Annotated in this window: 19 protein-coding genes, 1 tRNA gene and 1 rRNA gene; all 21 read right to left on the bottom strand. The window is 49.9% G+C overall.

The window, feature by feature from the left end; genetic code table 11:
- Positions 1-15: 15 nt before the first annotated feature.
- Positions 16-1,260: a Gfo/Idh/MocA family protein gene (locus NSB25_RS23875; protein WP_103241944.1), complete on the bottom strand. Its 1,245-nt coding sequence runs from the start codon at positions 1,258-1,260 to the stop codon at positions 16-18.
- 564 nt (positions 1,261-1,824) lie between these two features.
- Complete coding sequence (locus NSB25_RS23870) at positions 1,825-1,992, bottom strand: DUF1349 domain-containing protein (protein WP_146040171.1); 168 nt, start codon at positions 1,990-1,992, stop codon at positions 1,825-1,827.
- Between the two features lie 8 nt (positions 1,993-2,000).
- Entirely contained in the window at positions 2,001-3,908 is a 1,908-nt protein-coding gene (locus NSB25_RS23865) for a Sip1-related alpha-galactosidase (protein WP_172455263.1), read from the bottom strand.
- 64 nt (positions 3,909-3,972) lie between these two features.
- A complete protein-coding gene (locus tag NSB25_RS23860; RefSeq protein WP_103241931.1) occupies positions 3,973-4,791 on the bottom strand; it encodes a glycyl-radical enzyme activating protein in 819 nt (272 codons plus the stop codon).
- Between the two features lie 14 nt (positions 4,792-4,805).
- Entirely contained in the window at positions 4,806-6,797 is a 1,992-nt protein-coding gene (locus NSB25_RS23855) for a pyruvate formate lyase family protein (protein WP_103241932.1), read from the bottom strand.
- Between the two features lie 108 nt (positions 6,798-6,905).
- Positions 6,906-9,206 carry a pyruvate formate lyase family protein gene (locus NSB25_RS23850; protein ID WP_103241933.1) on the bottom strand — a complete coding sequence of 767 codons (2,301 nt, stop codon included), beginning with the start codon at positions 9,204-9,206 and terminating at the stop codon, positions 6,906-6,908.
- 73 nt (positions 9,207-9,279) lie between these two features.
- Positions 9,280-10,179, bottom strand: coding sequence for a glycyl-radical enzyme activating protein (locus NSB25_RS23845; protein WP_103241934.1), 900 nt, complete (start codon positions 10,177-10,179; stop codon positions 9,280-9,282).
- A 46-nt stretch (positions 10,180-10,225) separates the two neighbouring features.
- Entirely contained in the window at positions 10,226-11,431 is a 1,206-nt protein-coding gene (locus NSB25_RS23840) for a Gfo/Idh/MocA family protein (RefSeq protein WP_103241935.1), read from the bottom strand.
- Positions 11,432-11,509: 78 nt separating this feature from the next.
- The gene (locus NSB25_RS23835; protein ID WP_103241936.1) at positions 11,510-13,084 is read right to left on the bottom strand and encodes a beta-N-acetylhexosaminidase; all 1,575 of its coding nucleotides are present in this window, start codon (positions 13,082-13,084) and stop codon (positions 11,510-11,512) included.
- Positions 13,085-13,191: 107 nt separating this feature from the next.
- Positions 13,192-14,664, bottom strand: a complete 1,473-nt coding sequence (locus NSB25_RS23830) for an extracellular solute-binding protein (RefSeq protein WP_103241937.1) — start codon at positions 14,662-14,664, stop codon at positions 13,192-13,194.
- Positions 14,665-15,098: 434 nt separating this feature from the next.
- Complete coding sequence (locus NSB25_RS23825) at positions 15,099-17,162, bottom strand: hypothetical protein (protein ID WP_103241938.1); 2,064 nt, start codon at positions 17,160-17,162, stop codon at positions 15,099-15,101.
- Between the two features lie 40 nt (positions 17,163-17,202).
- Positions 17,203-19,563 carry a glycosyl hydrolase family 28-related protein gene (locus NSB25_RS23820; protein ID WP_172455264.1) on the bottom strand — a complete coding sequence of 787 codons (2,361 nt, stop codon included), beginning with the start codon at positions 19,561-19,563 and terminating at the stop codon, positions 17,203-17,205.
- Between the two features lie 57 nt (positions 19,564-19,620).
- Complete coding sequence (locus NSB25_RS23815) at positions 19,621-20,604, bottom strand: family 43 glycosylhydrolase (protein WP_172455265.1); 984 nt, start codon at positions 20,602-20,604, stop codon at positions 19,621-19,623.
- 190 nt (positions 20,605-20,794) lie between these two features.
- Positions 20,795-21,838 (bottom strand): LacI family DNA-binding transcriptional regulator, encoded by a 1,044-nt coding sequence (locus NSB25_RS23810; protein ID WP_103241941.1) that lies wholly within the window; start codon positions 21,836-21,838, stop codon positions 20,795-20,797.
- Between the two features lie 288 nt (positions 21,839-22,126).
- On the bottom strand, positions 22,127-22,894 hold the full coding sequence (locus NSB25_RS29305) for a serine hydrolase domain-containing protein (RefSeq protein WP_306817694.1): 768 nt from the start codon (positions 22,892-22,894) through the stop codon (positions 22,127-22,129).
- A complete protein-coding gene (locus NSB25_RS29300; RefSeq protein WP_306817693.1) occupies positions 22,891-23,199 on the bottom strand; it encodes a hypothetical protein in 309 nt (102 codons plus the stop codon). Before NSB25_RS29300 ends, NSB25_RS29305 begins: the two co-directional genes overlap by 4 nt.
- Before the next feature lie 21 nt (positions 23,200-23,220).
- Positions 23,221-24,156: a GyrI-like domain-containing protein gene (locus NSB25_RS23800; protein WP_257479320.1), complete on the bottom strand. Its 936-nt coding sequence runs from the start codon at positions 24,154-24,156 to the stop codon at positions 23,221-23,223.
- Between the two features lie 76 nt (positions 24,157-24,232).
- Positions 24,233-24,616, bottom strand: a complete 384-nt coding sequence (locus tag NSB25_RS23795; protein WP_146040172.1) for a hypothetical protein — start codon at positions 24,614-24,616, stop codon at positions 24,233-24,235.
- Complete coding sequence (locus NSB25_RS23790) at positions 24,585-24,821, bottom strand: hypothetical protein (protein ID WP_172455266.1); 237 nt, start codon at positions 24,819-24,821, stop codon at positions 24,585-24,587. Before NSB25_RS23790 ends, NSB25_RS23795 begins: the two co-directional genes overlap by 32 nt.
- Positions 24,822-25,254: 433 nt before the next feature.
- A tRNA-Asn gene (locus NSB25_RS23785) sits at positions 25,255-25,326 on the bottom strand.
- Positions 25,327-25,458: 132 nt separating this feature from the next.
- A 23S ribosomal RNA gene (locus tag NSB25_RS23780) occupies positions 25,459-25,564 on the bottom strand; the annotation flags it as partial.

Here is a 25,564-nt window from a genome sequence, read left to right as displayed (position 1 = left end):
TCCTCCTCGGCTCACTTATACCTCCCGGTCCAGTGAAAACGCTGTGGTGCAGACGTCCTCTCCTCTGTCCATCCATCTTCCGTTTGTGAAATCGGGCACCGCCACAAATCCTCCGGTGGAAACGGAATCTTCACTCAGACAGGTGATTGCCGTCCACAGCGCCGCGTCATAGACGTCCACAGGAGGGATTGCATTCTTCTGCAGTGTATCCACAAATGCCCTGCCCACCAGATAATCCATACCGCCGTGGGTGCCGCTCTTTCCGGATGCCCTGAATTCCTTCCACATCTTCGGCTCATATTCGGACATGGCTTCCTCGAAATCATGCCAGCAGGCACGTTCTTCCCCCTCAAAAGCCTTTGCCCCCTCCAGATAATACTGACCCTTATCCTCCATCCAGAGTCCTTTCGTCCCCTGTACGCGTCCTGACCGGGAATAAGGCCTGGGCAGCGTACAGTCATGGGTCAGCATCACGGTCTCTCCGTTGGCCAGACGAATCACCGTATTGACGATATCTCCCTGATTTATCTGCTGGTTCGCAAAGGGGGTGTCCGGACGATGCTCCAGATACCACTCATGCTGTCCCGCCGCTTTGGAAGAAACGGAAATCAGTGAAAGCATTCTGTTTCCTCTGTTGATACCCAGTATTTTAGAGATATAGCCGATGGCATGCATGGGATACAGTTCCCCGTTTCTTTTGGTAAAGTTCAGCTGACGATAATGTCCCAGCTCATCCCCCCAGCCAATCTGCGGCCGTCTGTCATGCCCGTAACCGCCTTCGCAGTGCACCACCTGGCCGAACATGCCCTTTCTGGTCATATTGATCAGCGTCATCTCCTCTCTGCCATAGCAGACATTTGCCATGGGCATACAGAATTTCCCCGAACGCTCCGCCGCGCGGACCATATCCCAGCACTCCTGGACAGAGTTCGCACCGCCTACTTCCAGTCCCACATGCTTTCCCGCCTCCAGAGCTGCAATTGTCACCCTGTGATGCACCTGCCAGGAAGTCGCGTTGACCACTGCCTCGATTTCCGGATTCTGATACAATTCATTATAGTCCGTTGTAGTCATCACGTCACAGGTAACTCCAAGTTCCTGATAAATCTTCAGAGTCTCCTGAATCCGGTCTTCTCTGATATCACAGATGCCGATTACATCCGCATCCTTCATCTTCAGGAAAGTCTCCACCCAGCCGCGTCCGCGTCCGCCGAGTCCTACCACTGCAATTTTTACTTTTCTTCCATTTTCTGAAAACATAATTTTTCCTCCTATTCCAGTTCCGCTGCCTCCGGAACAATGCCCCCTCAGGGAAGAATTCCCGGCCGCTTCTCGTCCGTAAATTCTTCCGGCATTGTTCCGAAGGACTGCTGATTTTAGTTCCATCCCGTTCTATCCATTCTCATGTATCACCTGTGTACTTCCTTATTCCAGTTCCGCTGCCTCCAGAACAATGCCCCCTCAGGGAAGAATTCCCGGCCGCTTCTCGTCCGTAAATTCTTCCGGGCATTGTTCCGAAGGACTGCTGATTTTAGTTCTATCCCGTTCTATCCATTCTCAAGTATCACCTGTGTACCTTCCTCTTTGCACTCTGTCTGTACCTGTCCGTCATATCCATGTACGAAGACTTTCCAGACTCTTTTCTCAGGCTTGTTCTCATACCCTCCTTCCCGCCTGCCGACAGAGGCAAGTACGTTTCCCTCTTATTCCAGTTCCGCTGCCTCCGGAACAATGCCCCCTCAGGGAAGAATTCCCGGCCGCTTCTCGTCCGTAAATTCTTCCGGCATTGTTCCGAAGGACTGCTGATTTTAGTTCCATCCCGTTCTATCCATTCTCAAGTATCACCTGTGTCTCTTCCGCCGCCGTCACATGAGCGATATTCGGGTTGCTTGTCCAGTTCTTCTTATCCCTGCTGTAACAGGCCTGGAAGACATTCCCCCGTTTCACAATCCGGAGCCAGTACCCGTAATTGTTGGGAATACAGGGCTTCATGACTGTTTTCAGTTCCGTCTCTTTAACGCCCCATCTTCCACCCAGGCGAAGGGGCCTTCCTCTCTCAGGAGAATCTGACGTCCCGCCACCGCTTCCACCGCGGCAGGAGATATGAATTTATCCGTTCGGCCGATTACTCCGAAGCCGTCCTTAACCGGTGCCAGAATGTAGAGTCTGTATTCATCTATATTCTCCAGCACAACCTCCATGGATTCCCGATATCCCAGAATTCTGCACGCTCCGGAAAAATGCTCATATACCGCATAAGTCCCTTCGGCAAGCCCCTCCACATCTGACGGAGAAACGGTTCCGTTCACCCTTCCGCCATCTCCGTTCAGATTGAAGACTGCAATCACACCGCTGTCGCCGGTCTGATTCTGAACCTTGAAAATCCTGCCGCTCACCGTGGGGTCAGAGAGCAGACAGTCTCCGGAGGGCATTCCCGGCCTGTCACAGCGCAGGATTCTGCCGTCCGACAGGATAAGAGGCTCCAGAATCTCCCTCCTGCTGCGTCCCAGCTGATCGCTGACATAGATCGGACCGCCGCTCACCGCACGCAGCACACTGTTCTTCACCGCCTGCTCATCATCTGTCCACCACATATCGTAGTCACAGTAATACAGCTGCCCCTGAATCACAGAGTTAAAGGTGCACTGCAGAATATGCTTTGTGAACCACTCTCTGTTTTCCGGCAGGAAATCGTCGCTGCATCTGACAATGGGGCTCATGCTGCGATTCCACATATCCTCGCTGCCTGTCCCCATGCAGTTGATCACTGTACTGCCGAAATGCTCTCCCACAGAGGCTTCCATCCCGCTGTGAAATCCTCTGGCCGCCTCTCCCACCGGCGCAAGCCCCCGATAGAATCGTCTGGTCATGGTCTGGTTGTCAATCTTGACGAAATCTGCCCCACAGCTTCGCAGGAAATCATGAAATGTCTTATAGAACAGATATGCCTTTTCGGGCTTATAGTCATGAATGTACCTGCCGTCCTCTGTCTCTGTCAGATAGTCTTTAAACGTATGCCAGGCCGGACTTCCCTTTTCGATTCCCCGCCAGTACCCTGTGGTGGGATGCCAGATGCCAACAGCCATATGGAATTCCTTAATTCTGTCGATGGTGTGGGAGAGACCCTCCGGAAATCTGACAGGATCCGCCTCATGGGAATACAGACTGCTGCGATGCATCAAATCCACCATCTGTCTGAAGGAATCGTACGCTTCGCCCTCAAAATCCTTCACATGGGCCCACATATCATCCAGAATCACCCATTTTACCGGAATCTCCTTCTCCTGAAACTCCCGGCACTTGTCCAACACGCCATCCTCACAGACCCTTATCTGCATGGCGTCCCAGGTACACCATCCCAGATACTCAAATATCTCCGGATAAACCCGCTCCCTGCGCAGCCTGCATCGGTTGCCCAGAAGCTTTACGGCCCTGCTGAAGCAAAGTTCTGACAGTTGAAAAGGATTCTCTCCCTCGGCATACACAAAAATCAGCTCGTCGCAGGAAAGCAGCCTGTCATACCAGCTGAACACCCTTGCGCACAGCCCTGTGTCCGTCCCCTTCAGCACGCATTTATACTGCTCTCCCACCACCGGAAGAATCACCCCGTAAATGCCGTCCTTTTTCTTGTAAATCAGGCCCTGTGTCTCATCCGGCACCTCGGAAAATGCTTTTGCAAAGCAGGGGGCACACCAGTATTCCGTCAGCCGGAATACTGCCATACACATTTCTATCTCACCCTCCGGCTCAATGTCCACTTTTATGCCGAAGTCAGGATCCAGCGGCTCCCCGGAGAGGGCTTTTATATAGACAGCACTGACTCCGTGGGAAAAGGCTTCCTCCTTCACCCGCACTCTCCCGGCCGGATCCCCACCGGATATTGTCCTCATCTCAGGTACCAGTTTCATATGGGCTCCTTTCCGCGCACTGTACCGTGTCCGCACCATTCAGTGTTCTGCAGGAACTGTTGTCTCATTCTACCAATACCGCATTCCGGAAAAAGCGCTCAAACCTTTCCTCTCTGTTCCTGACCTCTCCCAGTGAAAACCGCATCCCCAGCATATCATATTTTGCCCCGGCCAGAGGATTATATTTCAACAGCTCTACAGGATTGTCTCCTGCAATCTTCGATATCTGAATCAGATTTTCGTCTGTATCCGTAATCCCGGGAATCAGCGGCACACGGAAGACAAACTGTTTCCCGCTCCTTTTTAAATACGCAATATTGCGTAAAATCAGCTCATTATCCACGCCGGCATACTTTCGGTGCATCTCAGGGTCAGCCAGTTTGATATCCTGCATGATCAGGTCAAAATGGTCTGTAACTTTCTGATAGGTTTCCTCCTCTGCATAGCCGCTTGTCTGTATGGCTTTGTGCATGCCGCCCAGCCTTTTTGCCAGGGCACAGACAAAATCAGCCTGCAGCAGAGGTTCTCCCCCTGAAATGGTCACACCGCCCTGAGACAGATTAAAAAAGTCGTTGTACTGAATGACCATCTCCGCCGTTTCCTTTTCCGTAACACGCTGACCCGAGACAGCAAGGCAGCCGTTGGCGCACGCGTGAATGCACCGCTTCCAGGGCCTGCACTCGCTGTGCCCGCAGGGTAAGAGACAGTTGCCGCAATGGGTACACAGATTCTTCCTGTAGAGAAGCTGCGCCCGGGGCTTTAGTCCCTCAGGGTTATGGCACCATATACATCTCAGCGGACAGCCCTTCATAAAGACAGTGACCCTCATACCCGGCCCGTCATGAATGGAAAATTCTTTTATATCAAATATAGTTCCTTCCATTTCCCTGTCCGCCTTTATACATTATACTGCTGACGCATTATCACATGATCCTGAAAATCTCTGTCCAACTCTACAAAATATGCGCTCCATCCCCATATTCTGACCACCAGCTGCCTGTAATTCTCCGGGTGCAGCTGCGCATCCTTCATTTTTTCTGTGTCCACCGCATTCAGCTGCAGCTGATGCCCGCCCATGGTAATATAGGCTTTTACCAGGGCCGCAATCTTTTTCACGTCATCCTCCCCATGGAACATGGAAGCGGCGAATTCCAGGGTGAGCGGTCCTCCGTTGACAGCCCTGGTAAAATCCGGCCGGGAAAAAGATTTGATCACCGAAAAGGGGCCTTTTATCTTTGTCATGAGGCTGGGGGAGAAATTCGTGCCGAAGGGTTCTCCCTTCCTCCGCCCATCCGGCGAAGCCCCCATCTCATTGGCGTGCCAGAGATAATACATCGCCGTTCCCGTACCTGCTCTGTACTTTCCTCCCCTGCAGTTGACCCGGCCCTCCAGCGCATCCGAGAACATTCCCAGAAGCCTCTCCAGAAGTTCGTTTGTGGACTCTTCATCATTTCCCAGCTTCGGCGCCTCATTCCTCAGCAGCGCAAGCAGCGTCGGATGATTCTCATAATTGGTATCTACCGCCTGAATCAGTTCTTCCCTGGAGATACGCTTCTCCTCATAGACATACTTCCGGATGGCTGCAAGAGAATCCACCGCCGTTGCAATTCCCGTGCCGTGCAGGCCGAAATTGTTATATTTCCCTCCGTCATAGATTCCTCCATCCATCATCACATTCATAAGCGGTGACGGCACAAACCAGATATCCTTTATCTTATCACAGATCTGATCGCACTCATACACAATCCTTTTTCGGACAGCCTCCAAAAATTCTTCAAAGGTTTCGCTTCTGTACAGATCCTCATGCAGGCAGCTGTCAATCACCATTGGAAAGGAAAGCGCTCCGATATTGGCCACATCGGCGCCATTGTATGGTATGATAAACTCCCAGCAGGCCGCCACCACATAATTGCGCGCATCCTCCGGTTCATACCCCAGCTTTAAAAGTCCGTCGATCACCACATCGTCATTGGAGTATTGCGGAAACCCCAGCCCCGCTTTGGTCAGTTCACTGCCCAATTCAAACACCTCAAGCGGTGTGTCCCTGTTCACACGGAGATTAATCTTCGGGTCAATCAGCATCAGTTCTCTGCTGGCGCGCAGACACAGCGCTGAAAGCAGATTGAATCGCGCCTCCTTCTCTTCATCCGTTCCTCCCAGAACCATGCTCTGGCCATTATCTCCCTGCTGTACACCCACATACAGGTCACTGTCCTTATTAAAGGAGATAAAAAAGTCCTCCAGCAGCTCCAGCGCTGTCTCCTCCGTATAGATTCCCTTCTCCATATCCGCCTTCAGATAAGGGTACATATACTGATCAAAACGTCCCACTGTGACATGATAATTTCCCTCCAGCCACAGGCTGAAATGCAGGATTCTGAAAAACTGAAGTGCTTCGAAAAAGTTGCGCGCACCCTGACGGGGAATGTGAGCCAGCGCCTCTGCTGTTTCCTTCCTGCCCTGTTTTTCCGCTTCCCGGCAATATCTGTCGGAAAGGCTAAAGACAGCATCTATCATTCTCTTCCCATATTCGTCCGCCTCGTCCCTCAGCGACATAAGCCCCCTGCGGATTGCTTTCTCATAATTTGGAGAAAGATTGGACAGATAGCCCTTTTCATGGATAAAATGCTCCCTTCTGATTTGGGCCCATTCTTCCTTCGTAAAGCAGTCCGGCATATTTTTTACCGTCCTCATATAGCAGATTCTTTCCTCCGGCAGGAATATCGGAGTTTCCAGCGTGGTCAAAAGCTCAAACCGTCTCGTCATCCTTTCCTTCGGGGAAAGCCCCTGGCGCCTGTATTCCTCGCTTATGTCGTTAATCTCGGTAAACTCTTTTCTAAATTCGTGATGTTTATGAGAAGTAATATAGTCAAGCAAAACCTGATTCATACAACACCTCCATATCAATAATCTCTCATGCGTCATGGCACCGTGCATTAACGTTAATGAAAATAGCTCATATTTCCCCCCTCATGCTCCCGCCAAAACGGCTGTACTTCAGTTATAACGGCTGATAATCTCATTCTGCGCGCTCTCGTCAAGCTGCACAAACTGAACGCTGAAGCCGCCGATGCGCACGATCAGATCTCCATGGCGCTCCGGGTGTGCTTTCGCATCCAGCAAATCCTCCAGATTCGCCGTGGTAATCTGTGCCATCTGCCCGCCGCCCAGAAGGTAGGTGCGTATTGTCGAGGCAATATGCGTGCGCAGCGTGGGGTCGGACAGCATTCTGGTGGTCAGCACAACATTTAAAGTGGTACCGCCTACCCCTTTTTCAAGCGGCAGCTTTGCCACCGAGTTCAGCATGGCTGACACTCCGTTTTTATCCGCACCGGGGCGGGGGCCTATGCTGTTGCCCAGCGGTTCACCCGCAAACCGCCCGTCGGGAAGCGCTCCTGTCTTTTTGCCGAAGCCGATGCCACCGGCCAGCAGCGAACAGGCTCCTGTGTAGACATCCCCCCGGATGGACCTGTACTTTCCGCATTCGCTCCAGAATAAATCCAGCACCCGCGCTGCCATGGCGTCGGCCTCCTGGTCATCATTGCCGAATTTGGGGGCCATATTCAAAAGCATCTGCCGTTCCTTTTCGTACCCCTCAAAGTTGGCGGCCAACGCGGAGATCAGTCTCTGCCTGGATATTTTCCCCTCCTGAAAGACCAGCCTTTTCACTGCCGTAAAGGAATCCGCCGCTGCCGCAAGACCCGCGGTTTCCACAACGCCGTAATTATATATGGGACCGCCGGCGTCATGGGGCTTTCCTTTTTCCAGGCATCCTTCCGTGAAGGGCGTTTTGACCAGCTTGGCAAAATTGGCCGCGCGTACCTCCTGCCCGCTGTCGCACAAATGGCAGAATATTCTGACAAAATGCTGAAGCTGTGTCTGAAATGCTGAAAAGAAATCCTCAAAGCATGTAAAATCTTCAAACCTTCCGGTGTCCGGGCCAACCCTGACAGCGGGATTTGAAGTGCTCATGCCTCCGTTCATGGCATACTCGAAAAGCTTGGCCAGATTAAACTGTCCATCCTCACAGCCAAAGTTGCTCTTTCCCGGTATCTCTATCTCCTGACAGCCCAGCATCGTGTAATCCAGTGCATCCTCCAGAGGCGTGCCGATCTGCATAAGGCCTTTTATTACCGTTTCATCGCTTACAACCGTGGGGTCAGACATGCCCTCCGACCAAAGCTGCACCGCAAGGGCCAGCATTTCTCCTGGCGAATTTTTATGTACGCGCACTGACATGCGGGGATGCGTATCATGAATCTCACGCAATATCTGCAGCAGCAGATAGGACAGCTCATTGGAAGCATCAGTACCGTCCGGCTTCTGTCCGGAGAGTGTTACATTGTGGGAGCCGTTTTCCCAGATTTTGAAGACAATGGAGACCATCGAATCCTCGGTTGAAATAATGTCGCCCTCTTCTTTCGACCTCTGATAGAAAGGATAAAGGTACTGGTCCATACGCCCCATACAGTCCACCCAGTCCCAGAGAGACAGACACCATATCAGCTGCACCGCCTGATACAGCTTCCGGGGCTTTCTGTGCGCCACATACCCACAGTTTTCCGCTATTTCCCGATAATATCTCCTCTGGACATCGGTGGCCTGCCCGCTTTCGGCGAGCTGTGCGGCCTTCTCGGCGTATGTTTCCAGCCAACGCGACATTCCCCGGATAATGATGCGATTTGCCTCATAGAAATCCGCGCTCTCCTGATCTCTGACATTTTCGGCAGCGTATCTGTCTATCAGCGCCAGCATGCCGTCCAGTCCGTTTTCCAGCAGCCTGGAATAGTCGGGCACAGTGTGCCCCTGGTAACCGCCCGCATGAAAAAGCGCGTCCTTTTCCAGCGCCTCGAATTCTGTCCTGCCGACAGTGCGCTCCCCCTCCTCCGCAATGTGACGCTTTGTCAGCGGAGCCAGCCTGCGGTAAAGCGCTTCAGCCTGTTCCCTGTCGGGATCCTCCAGCACGCTTTCGGCACCGCGAATGCCCAGGCTGAAATGCTCTATCATGGCATATTGAGGACGGGTGATGCCTACAACAGCTTCGTTTTCAAATATCACAAACGGGGTTTCCATCCAGGAACGCACAATACTGTTGGCAAGATTGATGACATAGGGCGCATCCGGATGCTCCGTGAACTCGGCCAGAAACGGATTCGTCATGTTGTCCACTTCCACCGGGCAGCACCAGGTCTTTTCCCGATAGGTGAATACCCGCAGCCTTTGGCTGATTTCCTTTTTTACTGCAGCCATGCGGGAGGAAAGCACAATTCTTTCCTCTGTGCTCGTGTAATCTCTCATCTGTCTTCTCCTTGTTTTTCCCGATAAATCAGGGTCTGCTCTGTACCGTTTTCTTTTCAGACATATTGCAAAGTCAGCTTACGATACATCTTTTGCCGCAAATACCAGTGATTTTCTCACAATAATGCTCTATCTCCGCCCGGGCAGGGGGCGCGGTGTCATACATGCCCTCGATTCCCAGCTTCCCCGCCTTGCCAAGGCCCAGCCTGTGAAAGGGTTCCAGCTGTACTTCATGAATACAGGTATATTTCCCCGCTGTCTCAGCGATACCCAGAATATGTTCCGGGCACAGATTCGCCCCCGGCACCATGGGACAGCGCAGGACCACCCTGGCCTGTATGGCCTCCAGCCTGGCAAGGTTCTCCAATACAGGCGTCTGAGGTCCGCCGCAGAGCTTCCTGTGCATTTCCTCCCCTGTGGCCTTGTAGTCAAAATAAAACAAATCCGTAAACCGGGCAGCCTGCATAAGCTTATCTGCATCCACCATGCCGCAGGTTTCCACACAGCTGGTCAGCCCCTGTTTCTTACACTCCTTTAAAAGCGCTATGGCAAAGTCCGCCTGCAACAGCGGTTCTCCCCCGGAAAGCGTCACACCGCCGCCGCTTTCCCGATAAAGCGGCGCATCTTTCATGACTTCCGCCATAACCTCTTCCACAGACAGCTGTCTGCCCACAAGTGACAGCGCCTGGGTACAGCAGACAGCCGCACAGGTCCCGCAGCCGGTGCACAGACTTCTGTCGTACACATGCACCCCCTGTGTAAAAGCATGAGCGCCGTTTTTGCAGACTCCGGCGCAGTCTCCGCACCCAATGCACCGGGCGGCGTCATACATTATCTGCGGCGCAGCTGAAAATCCTTCCGGATTATGGCACCACACACACTGCAGCGGACAGCCCTTCAAAAATACCACCGTCCTGACGCCAGGTCCGTCAAAAAGAGAAAATCGCTGCAGATGAAAAATACTGCCAGTCATAAGCCCCTCCTGTTCCCGTTCCGCATCTGCCCGGGCAGATACCGTCTCACAAGCCGGGAGCCATATGCCATTTCCCGCCTGTAAAATCAGGGAAAGCCACCACCGCGCCGCCTTTTGCTATGGACATCTCCGAGAGTGCGGTAACGGCCATCCAGCCTGCTGCATCGTACACATCCACAGGCATTGGCTTCTCTTCCCGGAGACTGCGGAAGAAAAACTGGAATTCCAGCCAGTCCATTCCGTCATGCCCGCCTCTGACCCCTTCTTTGATGTACGCTTTCCAGATGGGATGATCATACTCCTCCTGGTAATTTTCGGCATTGCCGACACAATGCTTCCTCCAGTCAAAATCGTGAGCGAGATCCTCTTCCCGGTCCAGGAACACAGAATCCGTAGCCTCTTCGTACATTCCCTTCGTTCCCCTGACCGTAAATCCCCGGGAATAATACCGCGGCAGAGTAGTGTCCAGTGTGAGCGTAATTGTCTCGCCCCGGGCGCATTTAATGACGGTAGTTACAATGTCTCCCTGCGCAAACGTACTGTTTTTCAGGATTTCGTCATCTTTTTTCTGTGTCAGAATATAGTCGCGCAGTCCTGCCGCTTTGGAGGCTGTGGAGGAAAGCGTCAGCATCCGGTTCCCATGATTGATATCCAGCACTTTGGCAATAGGACCCAGTTCGTGGGTGGGATAATTTTCACAATTTCTGCTCAGATAATTGCGGAGCCTGTAATGGCGGTTCTCCTTTCCCCAGGCAATCTCACTTCGCAGGTCATGGTGATAGCCCCCCGCACAGTGTACCACCTGGCCGAACAGGCCTTTCCTGACCATATTCAGCGCCATCAGCTCCCGTCTGCCAAAGCAGCAGTTTTCCAGAAGCATAAAGGGTGTGCCTGTCTTCTCATAAGCCTCCACCAGCGCAAAGCAGTGCCTCAGTTCATAGGCGCCGCCCACTTCCATGGCCGTGGCCTTACCTGCATACATGGCGTCCAGAGCGATTTCCACATGGCTTTCCCACGCTGTGGCGATAATGACAGTATTCACATTTTCATCCCTGATTACCTCCCGGTAATCGGCATAAACCGCAGGTTTCTGCTGTCCGGCGTTCACAACTGCCTCCGCTCCGGCCTGTGCTCTGTCCTCGTACACATCACAGACAGCCGTCACCTGTTCGCCCTGTCTCAGAACCACCTCTCTCAACAGGGACAGGCCGCGGCCGCCTAATCCGATAAATCCAATCTTAATCAATTCCATATTGTCAGCTCCTTTATTCCCTTCCGCAGTATGTAACGGTTCAGACAGTTCCCTGACCCGTTACACCGACGCACACCATCAGTCCGATATTACATTGCAGGTCGAAATATAACGCCATGGCCTCTTAACCTTCACCTGCAGGAGCTCCTCCTCCAGCTCAGGAATGGAAGCGCTTTCTCCTCTCAGATATTCCTCAAGCCGTTCTTTACAGCTTTCCAGTCTCTGCATCAGTCCGCCCAGCCGGATATCCTGCACATCGAATCCATGAGGTTTCTTCTCTGTCATCCACATCTTCCGACAGGCTCTGTGAAAGGCCCTGACGGCTTCAATCGCCTGCACATAATCCTCTTCTGCCAGCTTTTTCAGCCCGTCCGTGTCATTCTCCCGGTAGCAGGTTCTGGTCTTCCTGCCCAGCTCACTCTTAACCACAAGCGCTCTGCAAAGCGCCTCGTAAGAGTCAAAGAGGTACGCATACTCTCCCTTGCCCTCCGCATTGTGAAGCACTTCCGCCAGCTGTGCATAATACCCGCCATACTCACGCCCACTGTGCCGCGGCTCCTCAAACCCCATAAACACATCCACATAAAGCAGATACTTACAGAAGCTTCCGGTATTTCCTCTGTCGATGTTCAGTCTGTCCAGCAGCATAAAAGTATCGAAATCCGCCCCCACAATCTCCCGGAAATGTTCCTTAATGATACTCATATCCTCCGTTCCCCTGTCTATCTCCGCGGCATACATCAGCGCGGGAAGCACGGCGAATTTAGAGCACTCATCCCCGTCGTCTCCCCAGGCGGTCAGAAACCAGTCTTCAACGCCGCCCTCTCTGCATGCCTGCAAAGCCTCCTTTGTGGCGTTCATGCTGAATTCATTGTCCGGTGCAAAGCCTTTCCATGTCCAGGCTCCGCCCGCGAAAATCACCTTTCTTCCAAAAGCCCTGTTCAGCTCTATCATATTGGTATAGCGCTGTCTGTCTGTGGTATAATAATCCCAGTACACAAAGGACACATTCTCCGGCAGCTGTACCTTCTCCTTCAGCCATTCTGTATTGATACTTCCGCCCTGATAATAATCTGCGGTATTCAGCGCCAGTTTACAGAACATGTCGCTCCAGATCATGGGCTCGAAGCCATACCTGGCAGCCAGCTCACAGACTTTGTTCAGGTGCCTGCAAATCAGCTGAAAGCGATCCTCATATCCATGCCGCTCCAGATATTTTCCCAGGCCGACATTGTGCGCTTCATCCATCCCGACATGAATTTTTGTGGTGGAAACGCACTGCCGCAGTGTGGAAAACATCCTCTCCAGCAGCTGATAAGTCCTCTCCTCGTCAATCAGCAGGATGTCGTCGCAGTCGCGGATATCCTGGTATTCGTCCCATCTGAACATACATTTCAGGTGGGCCAGAGTCTGAATGCAGGGCACCAGCTCCACTCCATAACCTGCCAGAATTCCATCCAGCCTCTTCAGCTCCTCTTTTGTATATCTGCCTCTCATATAGCCAAAGAAAGGCTCGTTGTCCACCTCATAAGTCTCTTCCGTATAGAGCATTAATGTGTCATAGCCCATCTTCGCCATGATACCGGCATAACGCTCAATGGTCTCTGTTTTCATCACACCGTTTCTGGAACAATCCAGCATAATTCCTTTCATCTGCTCACTCCTTCCGCAGCTTCGTTTTGCCGCCTTCTCCGTTTCTCTGAAAGTTCTCTATGGAGAAAGGGAGGGAAAGCCTCCCTCCCTTTCTCGTCAGCATCTGCTTAGTTCTGGTTTATATTTCTTGTGTAAGCCGACTGAACAGCCGCCAGCACTTCATCTGCATGATAAGTGTCTCTGCAGGTAGCCTTAATCGTTTCCCAGTTGTCAAAGCTTTCCGTCCCCAGAACCAGTCCGATCACCTTCTCCTGGCAATAGGTATCCAAATCTGCAAAATAATTGCCGTAGGCAGCGGACTCTTCATCATTCATGGGAGTTTCCGCTCCCGCGCAGGCATCATACCCGATATAGACATCTGCAAATTCTTTCTGTATCTCATCCATGTACAGCCCCTGACCTATGACTTCGCCTGCCCAGCAGGTACGTTTTGCCAGTCCGTTTCCCTTCTCATCCTTCCAGCGCTCATCCTCGGGCAAAAGCTGAATATTGCCCTGGGCGTCTCTGGTGTAGCTTAAGCCTTCCACGCCGAAATTATATAAAGTCTGTCCTTCTTCCGTATAGCCATAGTCACAGAATCTCATGGCCGCCTCCACGTTATCACAGGTTGCGGAAACAGAAAAATTAAATGTATAGAGAGTCTTTATTCCTGTGGTCATATAATTAAACACAAGATCGCTCTCTTTCATTTTCAACGCGGGAATCGCTGTAAATTCCGCCCCTTCGATTTCACAGCTTTTCACGGACGTGGCAGAGTTGCCCGCCTGCTGATGTGCGGCAAACAGTTCGCCTTTGGCCAGCTTGCCGCGGACATCACCTTTGCTGGCGCTGGGGAAATCGGGATCAATCAGACCATCCGTCCACCATTGGTTCATGCGCTGCAGGAATTCTTTATAGCTATCCTCATACATGGCAAACTGCACATTTTTCCCATCCACGCAGTAAAAGGGATAAGAGCACTGATAAGCATTGCTGATGCTGGAAAGCATCGCCTGCTGATACAGCCAGCGCATCTCTGAGGAAAAGGGAATCATATTCGGATACTTCGCCTTCACTGCTCTCAGCACCGCTTCAAACTCATCTATGGTGACGGGTACCTCCATCTGCAGCTCATCCAGAATATCCTTACGCAGCACCAGTCCTCTGTCCTGCATTCCATATTCCGTGTCTTCCACATTCGCAAAGCACCAGATTCTCCCATCATCTGTGGTCACCTGACTCCTGATATCCGGATTCTCCTCCAGATAGGCCAGGTAATTAGGCATCCATTCAGGGTGCTCATTCAAATCAATAATGTAACCTTCATCAATCGCCGCCGCAGGACCGCCCTTATAGGACTTATTAAAGCAATTTACTATAATATCCGGCAGGTCGCGGGAAATCAGCATATACATGAATTCTTCACTACGGCTGTCAGAATGTATTCCATTGCTCTCAATATAAGCGCCGGAACCCTGAGAGAGTACCCCTATGCCCCCCATCAGATACTTTTCAGGATCGGAAAATGCTTCCTCCGCGGTAAGGCTGCCCCAGCTTTTCTCCTCATCGCCGTAGTTGATTGTCAGCTTCACATGCTCCATGGGATACGTAAATTCTTCCGGTGCAGACTGTGCCGCATCCGGTGTGTCTGACCCATCGGACGAGCTGCCACTCCCCTGGCCGCTGCTCTCCTGTGACGAGTCGGATGCTACACTGTCCCGAGGAGAATCACCCCCCCGCACCCGGCAAACATACCGACACACAATGCGGCTACGCAGAGCAGGCTCATAAGTTTCTTCGTGCGTTCTCTCATTTCTTTCCCTCCATACATTATTGGTTACATTTATTGCCGTGTTCTATTGCCAATTGTACCATTAACGTTAATGTCTGTCAATATTATTTTTTATTTTTGTATGGATTTTTGTGACAGTCTCCGTAATTTTAAAAAAGTGCCGGAAAACTGCCGTTTATCGGCGTGGTGCTTCTGACACTTCTTTAAACTTAAAAAGCATGCACATTTAAGGGGACTGCTTTTTTAACGTTGCAGCCGTATCACTGCCCCCTCATAAAGCCCAAGGTTCAGGCCCCTGCAGCGAATCTCATTTCCGGCAACCTCCAGTTCCCCGCCTGTGCCGTTTCCATCTGTCAGGCTGGCAGATTTCACTTTACCAGGTACGCGTATCATCATCTCATCCACCCTGTCCGCAGTCAGATTTGCCGCAAACAAAGCCATCTCATTCTTCCTCTTCTTTACACATAAAAGCATGTAAGACCCATTGTCCACAGTCACACTGCTGCCTCCGGAAAGCCGTCCGCAGATTCCTTTTAAAAGTCTCACCCGGTAATTTGTGTAAAATCCGTCTCCCACCGCTCCGTTGCCCGCATAAATGACTACTCTGCCTCCCAGTGAATTCCGGAATTCCGTAAAGCCCGGATATTCCCTTCCCCCGGGCGTCATCAGACGGCTGAGCTCCTCCGCCCCTTTCAGGAGAAGATGGCTCCACTTTCCACCGTCTATCCGGGAAGGAACACGTACAGGACTGTTGTCCTGATGCCGCATGGTACACAGCAGTTCGCTGGCACTGACGCATTCCACAGACTCTCCGACCTCCGCCCCCAGGCAGGCTCCGAAGCCTCTCCTTATCAAAATCCCGGCGGCCCCCGCATCCAGCAATACGCCCTTCGTCAGTACAAGTCGAATCTCTTCGTCCCTCAATAACGCAGCCGTACAGGCATCCAGCGCCACACAGGCAGTCTCTTCCAAATGTTCCGGCGTCACATACCTGCAGGCAATGCCGCATCTTACCAGCACCGTATCCCACATTCTTCCCTGTGCCAGCTCATCCATTTCTCTGACCTTTTTCATATTCCAGGGACTTCCGGCCCGCTCCGGCGCCGTCACCAGCGCAATTCCGTCACTCTGCCACTCCCAGAGCCCCCAGCTTCGCATGGTCCGGACAAAGGGGGCAAGCTTCATCAGCAGCTCTCCGTATTCCGGCTCCTCGGCCAACACACAGCCTTCCAGGTCATAAAGGCTCAGGGTGATTCCCGCACTTCCCAGAAATGCCGCCAGCATAATCTGATACCCGGTGGCCGCCAGAGATTTGGACCATCTGGTAAAACGGGTGTTCTCGATCTCCGGGTAAAAGGCGAATTCTTTTCGGTACTGACCGGCCACATTGACTTTCAACTGTTCAAACATCAGATAAGAAGTGAAAAAATCCTTCGGCGCCGACTCGCTGTAGGGTCCGAAATAGGGTCTGAGAAGCGGCATATCCTTTCCGCTTAAGCTTTCCAGAAAATCTCCCCAGTGGCGTCCCTCCACGCTGTGTACATCCGGTGTGGAAGTCATAATGGCAATTCCGGTCTCCGGCGAGACCTCATGAATGATATGCTCCACCCAACGGGCCGTTTCTGTCATACACTCCCCGGTAAACGCCATCCAGTCAGCTCTGGCACTGCCTTCCAGGATTTCTGTCACCAGCTCTTCCCGGGTGTAGGAAGTATGCATCCTGGCATTGTACATGGCCATATGTCTCGGACAAAAGCACCCATAATCCGTCTTCCTCCCCGAATGCTTTCCCTGCCATCGGGCTTTCACCGCCGTCCCGTGATTGTGAAATCGCATATCATCGTCTATCCAGATGACGTCCGGCCTGGTAGCCGCCCACATCCGCAGCTTTTTCCCCGCAGTTTCACGGAACTTCTCCCCCGCCATGCAGGCGACTCCTCCGGATTCCATTCCCTTCTCGTCCACGTACATTTCCCATCGGTATACATTCCGCAGATCCGCGGCACCGTCCGTGGCTCCGAACAGATTCTGGTAATTCAGCTGGTAGGATATGCCCTTTTCTCTAAGGCGTACGGCCAGCTGCCTCACCACCTCCACATAATAAGCTGTGTGTTCCGGGGTGTCAGGAAGATAGTACCAGCAGGGATTCAAATCCACATACAGCATGACGGCTGGAATCTGATACCTGACGCAGAATTCCGGCAGTCCCTCCATACGATTCCGGATGGTTTCCTCATCGAACAGAGGAGCGCAGGGCAGATAGTATCTCAAAATATAATTTGCCTGCTCCGATTTTCCCTCCCACATAGTTTCTTCCCCTCTTCCTTTTCAGGAGCCGTATTCCCTGTTACAGCTTCCGAATGGTAAAATCCTGAAATACTGCCCTGCAAACCTCATTTCTCACACTGTTGGCATAGGAGAAAACTGCCACATCCTGTGTCTTCTCCGCCGCTGTTACCCTGGCAATGTTCGGATCCATCTTCCAGTTCTCATAGTCACTGCTGTAATATGCCCGGAAGACATTTCCCCGTTTTACAATCCGGAGCCAGTAACCGTAATTGGCGGACAGACAGGTCTGCATCTCCGTCTCTCCATCCCCGTCTTCGTCTGCTCTCCAGATTCCCATGGCGCCGTACTTGGGAGCCATGGTCATGACGACCAGACTTCTGTCCTCTTCCGCCCTGGACATGTTATTGCAGATGAGCAGACCCGCCGACGCGTACTGGCCGGTAAAATCCTGGGACATTACCCGGACAGTGGCCTCAAAATCCCCCTCTGTCCTTTGATACATGGCGGCATACTCGAAAATCCTTAAATATTCCAGCTCCCCAGTATCTGAATACAGCTTTCCTCCCGCCGTAATGCTGATCCGGTTTCCCTCCATCTCATATTTTGAACAGGTGTTTGCGGCAAGTCGGAAATTCCAGTCCAGATATCCGGGAATCTGATATCTGTCTCCTTCTGTATGGGGACACTTTGAACGCAGGCAAATCTCCTTCTCTTCTCCCGGCATCAGAGCAAAGGCTGCTTCATCCAGCACCACATCATTCTTTTTCAGATACAGTGCCTCTGTCAGCTTCGTCCCGCCCAGATTCTGTGCCCGGAGAAGAAATGCAAATCCCGCCGCTTCTTCCCTGACTTCCACGGAAGGGTCTATCCACAGCTTCCCGGGTGTCTGTATGACCTCGGTCTCCCATTCCTGCCCTTCCACGCTGACCCTGCATTTTCCCGTCTCATACAAAGGGCAGGTGGTAAAGGGAATCTCCTTCGTCTCCCCCCTGTAGAGCCAGCTCTCAGCCAGGGCAGCGGGCCGTCCGTTTACAGTAACCTGTCGTCTGAACCAGCCTTCCGCCCCCTTGTTTTTCACCATCAGTTTCCCGTTGAATCCGCTTCCTGCCAAAACAGAGAGCTCTCCTTCCACAAACGAATACTCCGGGCCTGCAACCTCCGGCAGTACAGCCCTCTCCGGCACATCCTCCGCCGCAATCACTGCCTCCGGCGCAGTTGCCAGACACCCGGTATCCAGAACAATCCTCTCCGAGTCACTTCCCTCCACCTTGAGCAGCGGAGCCTTCTGACTGCTCAGTATCTTATCTGTCAGAACCTCTTTACAGTTTTTCAGGGAAATCACCGGACTATATTCCCCTTCCACGCTCCATTCGCTGACAACGGCTCTATTGACATATTCCATTTTCAACAGGGGATTCTCCGATGTCAGTACCTGTCCGGCAAAGGAAATTCCTTTCAGCGAGACATTTTCAATGGGCGCTCCGGCGTATCCCATAATACGGGAAACCCTTTTCACACTTTCCAGCCGGATATTCTCAAGTGATATGTTTCTGATGATGGGTCCGGCCACATCCACCTGGGTAATGTCCACCAGGCAATTACAGCCTTCGGCGAAAATGTTTGACATCCGCACATTCTCAATCACCCGATCCGGCGTCTCCTTCATGGTCGGACGCATCAGCTGAATGCAGCAGACGGAGTTAAAGTTTCTGAAGATACAGTCATGTACAATAATATTCCGGAATATACCCGCTGTACCTGTGCCGATTTTAAACGCAGGATGTGTGGTATCTTCAATCACCGTGTTGGATACCACAATATTCTCGCTCAGGAAACCGCAGTCCGGTCTGGTGTCATAGCGATGCCCTTCGCTCTCATTTTTAATACAGATACAGTCATCGCCGCTTCCCTTGATATAGACGCCGTCTATCTGCACATTCTGGCAGCAGACCAGATCAATACTGTCCTTACGACCGTCAATTATGCTGATTCCCAGCAGCTTCACATGAGAACAGCCGTTAAAAGTCAACGCCCAGTCCGAAGAATTCAGCACCTTCACCTGCTCCATCCGGATATTCCCTGAATTGCGGATTACCAGGGTAAACACACCTCTGCCGGGAATGAGTCTGCCGTCGATAGCACCTCTTCCCTTAATCGTTACATTTTCAATTCTTTCCCCCTGCAGGAAAACGTTTTCACCGGGCTCCGTTTTCTTCAGCAGCGTCGCCCCGGCCTCCAGCTCCAGCGTCACATTACTCTTCAGCGTCAGCCCCGCCGACACATAATTCCCCGGGGGGAAATACACTGTTCCGCCCCCATTTTCATGGCAGGCGTCAATGGCGCTCTGAATCGCTTTTGTGTCAGGCGTCTCACCATTTCCTGTGGCTCCGAACTGTATTACCGAAAATGCTCTCTCCATACCCTTTCCTCCCTGTTCCAGTTTTGTCATAAATCGCTGTACGACTGCCATCCGGTTCTACCGGTAATCTTCCTGCTGCCACTCTCTCCTGTAAGTCAGCTTCAATGTATGGTCCGCCCCAAAACAGATCGGCAGCCACACATAGGAACATTTTTCAAAGTCGTCAGTATTATGTCTCTCCGCCATAAAAATACACAAATCCGTATTCTCCACTCTGAAAATGTAAGTTCCCTGCGCCCCATAAGTGGTACCACACAGGTCGTCCTCACATGGGTCCCCCATATTCTCCCATTCGCCCATCAAATCTCCGGTTCTGAAATAGACAGCCTGATTGGGCGCCCATCCTGACAGGCCGGAAGTAATCATATAATAATATCCGTCATACAATACAAGGCACGGCGCTTCTCTCCAGTAAGCTGCCTCTATTCTTGTATACTCCCCGGAAAATCCCAGATAGTCATCCGTAAGCTTTACAATATACAGGCACCTGTCCTGCCCCACCTGTCTGTCATACAGAAAATACGCCGTACCGTCAATATCCTGAAAAACCGTGGAATCCCGTACCAGTCCCCTGTCATCAACAGGCCTGCAGACCTTTAAAAGTCTGTATTCTCCGTTTACCTTATCACAGACTGCCACCGCCGCTTCCGCCGTTCCCGGTTGCTCCCCATGATCGCCGGGATACTTCACATAATGACACCAGAGCACATACTGCCCTGTCTTCCGGTTGAACACAATTTTGGGACGTTCAAACCTCATGGGCCCAAAGCAGAGACTGTCCGGATCTTCGGAACATGCCAGAACCACTCTCTCATATCTCCAATGATATAAGTCCGCGGAAGAATACATCACCACACCTTCAACAGTGGTCTGTCCGCCCCTGCCTTCCCCTGCATAAGGAAGCGCTCTCAGCTTCTGGCCATACCAGTAATACCTGCCATCTACATAAATCATCCCGCCGTCGCTGACATTCATCACATTTCCTTCTTCGTCCGTCCACTGATAAAATTCTCCAACTTCACCGTTGATAATCCTGTTCACTGTACTCTTCCTCTCAATTCCCTTCCCCAAAGGCATGCCCTGAAATAAACCGCCTGAAATTGTATATCAATCTGAACAATATTAACGTTAATGAAAATATCTCACATTTTTCCCTCTCTGTCAAGTCTTTCATCCTGTTTCTTCAAAATATTTTCTCCAAAATAAATGAGTGAAATTTACCAGATAAGATTTAACGCATTCCTTTGAGAGCCGGGATGCTGTCATCCTGTCGGTTCAGCCAGATTGTACTTTCCCGTTCCACCAGCTTCGTGGCCAGAACATATTGCTCCGACTTACTCTGCGGCTGCTCAATCAGATTCATCAGCATATTCACCGCGTTTACCGACATTTTGGTCTTTGATGAAGTAACTGATGTAAGCATCAGCGGAAGATAAAATTTTGACACAATGTCATCGAAGCCGACTATGGAAACGTCCTCCGGAACCCTTTTACCCAGAGACTTTAAGAAATGACATATTTGAAGTGCAATATAATCGCTGAAACACAAAATGCCTGTTACATCACTGTTCTTTTTCAGCAGTTCCACAATTTCTTCCGCATTGTTCATAAGTGTAATCTCACAGATTTTCAGCAGCCCCGGATCTACGCCGTAGGCTTCAAAAGCTTTCTTCACACCCGCTTCCCTGTCACGGGAGCTGGAGACATGAGAAGGCGCATTGATAAAAAGAATATTTCTGTGATTGTATTTCAGCAGATGTTCAGCCGCCACATATCCTCCGTTCACATCGTCACAGATTACATAGCTGAGATTCCTGTCCTCGAACCGCCGTCCGATCAAAACGCAGGGAATGTGATGAACATTGCTGATAAAATCAATATTATCATGTGTTTTCTGAACCGGACACATAATAATTCCATCAACGTTTTTCGCGATCGACATCATAATCGCCCTTTTTTCCAGCTCCTCATCCTCATCTGTATTCAGCACAAACGCACTGTATCCAAAGGTTCTCAGGCACGCTTCCATCTCTTTGGTCATAATCGCAAAATGAGGGTTGGAGATATCACCTACAATAATTGCAATGCTCTTACTTCTTCCGGAGCGCAGATAGCTGGCCGCCGCATTTTCAATATACCCCATCTCCTCAGCTACCTGCAGGATATGGCGCTTTGTCTTCTCAGAGACATCCGGTTTATTTCTCAGAGCATGTGAGACAGTATTAATAGAATACCCTGTTCGTTTTGCGATATCTGCCAGCCTAGTATTACGCATTTTATTCTCCCCTCAGCTTTTCCGTTGAATTCGTTAAATTATTGCAATATAACTTCTCTTTCTCCTTAAAATCTGACGTTATTCTATCACATACGAAATATTATTGCAATCGTGTCTTTTATAACCTTCCGGTTACCGAAAGAAATAATATCACAGGAACCATCCCGGAGGTTTGACATGCCCAAGCTTCCCTGACACATAAAAATGGCGGCTTTGATTGTTATTTCAAAACCGCCGTCAGGTTCGCCATATAAAGTCTGCGACTATCTGGTTATCATATACTTAATTTTACTTAAACAGGGGTTCAACCTCTCTTTTGATGAAATCTATCCTGTCCTTAACTCCTGGAACAATCAAATACCCCGCTTCAGAGCAGCGGGGTATTTGACCCTCGCGGCATTCGTCAAATGTGCATGCAAGCATGCCCACTTGACTCATTGCTCGCGGGAATAAAGAGGAGACAGCAACCACAATTCTGTCTTTCGGATTGACATATATCACATTTCCACCGTCACCCAGAGCCGCATACGAATGTTCTGCCTCATCTATAATCCACCACAAATATCCGTACTTTAAATGGCGTGCTTTCCACACGCTTTGTACCAGCGTACTCTCGGCAATCCATTTATCGGAAATCATCTGTCTGCCGTTCCAATATCCCTCATTCAAATATAGCTGTCCTAACTTTGCCATATCCTTAGTTGTAAGGGATAATCCCCAGCCAGCCGTATTCGTTCCGTTTGGGTCGGCAACCCATCCATTTGCACCTTTTGATTTATAAAAATCCAGTTGTTCTTCTTTGCTTTGAAAATATATATTTTTGTCAGCAGAAATTTCCAACGGAGAAAAAAGGAGTTCCTGCGCAAATTTTAAAACGGATTTCCCTGTAGCCTTAATAAGTATCCCGGATAAAATATCAATTCCGATTATGGGCGCATATTTGAATTTTCCAATTTTTCCGTTTCCACCCAAAAAGTCAAGAGAGGATATTACCCAGTCCTCACTGGAAAAATATTTGGGATAAGGGTTAAATCTATACTTATAGGGGGCGGTCATTGTAAGCAGATTGCGGATTGTAATATGCTGTATTGTTTTTTCCCTTTTGCTGATTTGATAATCCGGAAAAAATCAATTACTCTTTCATCAAGGTTTTTGATGCAGCCTTTATCCATGGCAATTCCGAACAACATGGAAATGACGCTTTTTGTTACTGAAAAAACATGAATGAGGTCGCTTTCTGAACACTGATTAAAATAATTTTCGTAAACAGCAGCATCATCTTTCAGTACAATAATTCCGGCTATATTGCCATACTCTTTTTCTATTTTGATTTCTAAAGACGCTGTCTGGTCCTGTTTCATGCTACTTAGTTGACCTCCGTTTCATATCTTTCTAATTGGATAATAGACTTCAGTAATCAGTTCATCCTCCTCCGCAACTTGAGAAGGGTCTGTCACATACACTTCAAACAATGCACCGGTACATTCGTACCCGTTCTGTTCTGCCCATTTTGTCTGCTTTGCATATACAGAAGATAACATTGAATAACGCCCCTTTACAACCGTTTTCAGACATAACCCCGCCCTGAAATCTCTTGTTCCGGTTACATATTTCTCAATGGGGACAGCAAATTCCGTATCTAAACCAAACGGGCTGAATGCATTGCTGTGGAATAAGACCATTGGAGGATTTGCCATGGTTAAATTTTCTTTTCTTATCCTGTCTGATAACTTTCCAAAACAGACGCTGTATTCATCGGAAAAATTATCCTCTTGCACCATCTTGCGGACAGAAAGCAGACACATCATTGGAACCTCCATGAATTCCACATCAATATCATCTAAATATGACATAATGGGCTTCCCATTTTTCAGATTTGATATATCGCATTCCAGTTGATACAGTCTCTTTTCCTGCTCATGTAACAGCTTTTTTATATCTTCCCGTTTGTTGGTCAGGGCGACATACAGTTTTTCCCCGCACAATTCTCCCGATTCTATAGGGATCTCGTCATATGCCACTATGTCCATTGAATCAACCTCTAAAATGATGATTGCTCTCCTGCCAAGTCCGCCGGTATGCGGTGTGTTTAAGATTTTGCATACCACAAGCACTTCCTGTACTCCAGGTTTTGAAAAAGAGCCATAAAAGGTCTGCTCTATTGCCACATCGGCTGCCTCAACAGTACCTCCGGACTCATCGTTTTCCAATACCGTTTCTGTGATTCTATTATTCAGTCCGGACAATATCTGTGTACCATCTCCCTCGACGGTTGCTGCACATCCAGTCAAAACAAATAATGCAAATACTGTGAACATTGCGAGCATTTCTGCCAATAATTGTCTACATACTCAACACATAATCGGTGGTAACCGAAAGGATGCCAATGAACAACTAATTGACCAAAGCCCAGGACACAGCCTTCCACCATTTTGTCTGGCACATAACAATGGCATATAGTGTAAAAACGAACACTGCCGGTACAAAATCAGGAATCCATGCAAATGCATACTCTCGCAATGTTAAAAGGACTGTCCCAAAAACCGAGAACAAGATCATCACATATATTGTTTTACTTCCTTTTATCTTTCTTCGGAAAATACCACTGGCAAAAAAGTACGATATAAACATCTCTAAAAAACTGAATATACTCTCAGATATCACCCAGCCCATATATTCCCCCTCGTTAAATAACTCAGCATGTACGTACCCCCTTCTTTTTGGTTTTATGTCTCTATACCGCATTCTAATCCACCAAAAACCCTCCTGATCTTTCAAAACTTCCTCTTACAGTATAGCATATTTCCCAATTATAGTTATCCTGATTTTCCCATTCAGGGGAAATTATTCCCGCCTGATCCTCATCCTCGATCTCAGCCACACCTTTTAACACCGTCATCAACGCATAGACCCTCGCCCCCTGTGGAAAAGCTATCCGGAATAGTTCACAGATATCTTGTACTGCTTTATCCAATTCAGACAATAAAAAAGCGCCCGTCTTTCGATAAAACGCTTCTTTCCTTTTTGTTTTTATATACCGTTTCTTTCGTTTAAAAAAACTGCAAACGCTGATGTTTACGGGCTTTCCCAGGCGTCATCTCTTTGACACTTACCTCCCCGCGCAGAACTGGAATCTACAATAACTCGCTTAACAGCCGAGTGCTCTACCAACTTTGCCTCTCCAAATTTCTTCTCTACCATCCAATACCGCTCCAAAGTAAATTGTTATGGTCACCGAAGATATCAGCCTGTTATCATCCCAAAAAACGCTCAGGAATTCATCCGAAGTCAGGTTAACAGTCAATTGCTGTCTTTTCTTTCGGTTAACAATCGTATGAATTCCAATATTCTATCTTTCTATCTGATTTTCTCTAATAAAAAACCCGCAAACACTGATGTTTACGGGCTTTCCCTAACTCCCCGAGTAGGGCTCGAACCTACAACAACTCGGTTAACAGCCGAGTGCTCTACCATTGAGCTATCGAGGAAAAAAACTTGCCCTGCTCGTTCCTGAAAAAAGCTTCGCTTTTTCCACTCTGCTGCAGAGACTGACTTTCTAAGGACTGTACCCTCAAAACCGAACACTGTATCCAAACACTCAAAACTCTCTTCTTACCTTCCTGGTTAAGCTTTCGTCCGATTAGTAAGTATCAGCTCTGTACATTACTGTACCTTCACCTTACCCCTATCTACCCTGTACTCTCCAGGGGGACTTCCGGTATTTCT

Source organism: Acetatifactor muris, from assembly GCF_024623325.1.
Taxonomy (GTDB): Bacteria; Bacillota; Clostridia; order Lachnospirales; family Lachnospiraceae; genus Acetatifactor; species Acetatifactor muris.
The sequence above is the reverse complement of the archived record's forward strand: the minus strand, read 5'-3'. Positions and strand labels throughout refer to the sequence as shown.

Coding starts and splice junctions, on each gene's coding strand:
- NSB25_RS23875 (WP_103241944.1), bottom strand. CDS start 1,260: ATGTTTTCAGAAAATGGAAGAAAAGTAAAAATTGCAGTGGTAGGACTC.
- NSB25_RS23870 (WP_146040171.1), bottom strand. CDS start 1,992: ATGAAGCCCTGTATTCCCAACAATTACGGGTACTGGCTCCGGATTGTG.
- NSB25_RS23865 (WP_172455263.1), bottom strand. CDS start 3,908: ATGAAACTGGTACCTGAGATGAGGACAATATCCGGTGGGGATCCGGCC.
- NSB25_RS23860 (WP_103241931.1), bottom strand. CDS start 4,791: ATGGAAGGAACTATATTTGATATAAAAGAATTTTCCATTCATGACGGG.
- NSB25_RS23855 (WP_103241932.1), bottom strand. CDS start 6,797: ATGAATCAGGTTTTGCTTGACTATATTACTTCTCATAAACATCACGAA.
- NSB25_RS23850 (WP_103241933.1), bottom strand. CDS start 9,206: ATGAGAGATTACACGAGCACAGAGGAAAGAATTGTGCTTTCCTCCCGC.
- NSB25_RS23845 (WP_103241934.1), bottom strand. CDS start 10,179: ATGACTGGCAGTATTTTTCATCTGCAGCGATTTTCTCTTTTTGACGGA.
- NSB25_RS23840 (WP_103241935.1), bottom strand. CDS start 11,431: ATGGAATTGATTAAGATTGGATTTATCGGATTAGGCGGCCGCGGCCTG.
- NSB25_RS23835 (WP_103241936.1), bottom strand. CDS start 13,084: ATGAAAGGAATTATGCTGGATTGTTCCAGAAACGGTGTGATGAAAACA.
- NSB25_RS23830 (WP_103241937.1), bottom strand. CDS start 14,664: ATGGAGCATGTGAAGCTGACAATCAACTACGGCGATGAGGAGAAAAGC.
- NSB25_RS23825 (WP_103241938.1), bottom strand. CDS start 17,162: ATGTGGGAGGGAAAATCGGAGCAGGCAAATTATATTTTGAGATACTAT.
- NSB25_RS23820 (WP_172455264.1), bottom strand. CDS start 19,563: ATGGAGAGAGCATTTTCGGTAATACAGTTCGGAGCCACAGGAAATGGT.
- NSB25_RS23810 (WP_103241941.1), bottom strand. CDS start 21,838: ATGCGTAATACTAGGCTGGCAGATATCGCAAAACGAACAGGGTATTCT.
- NSB25_RS29305 (WP_306817694.1), bottom strand. CDS start 22,894: ATGACCGCCCCCTATAAGTATAGATTTAACCCTTATCCCAAATATTTT.
- NSB25_RS29300 (WP_306817693.1), bottom strand. CDS start 23,199: ATGAAACAGGACCAGACAGCGTCTTTAGAAATCAAAATAGAAAAAGAG.
- NSB25_RS23800 (WP_257479320.1), bottom strand. CDS start 24,156: ATGTTCACAGTATTTGCATTATTTGTTTTGACTGGATGTGCAGCAACC.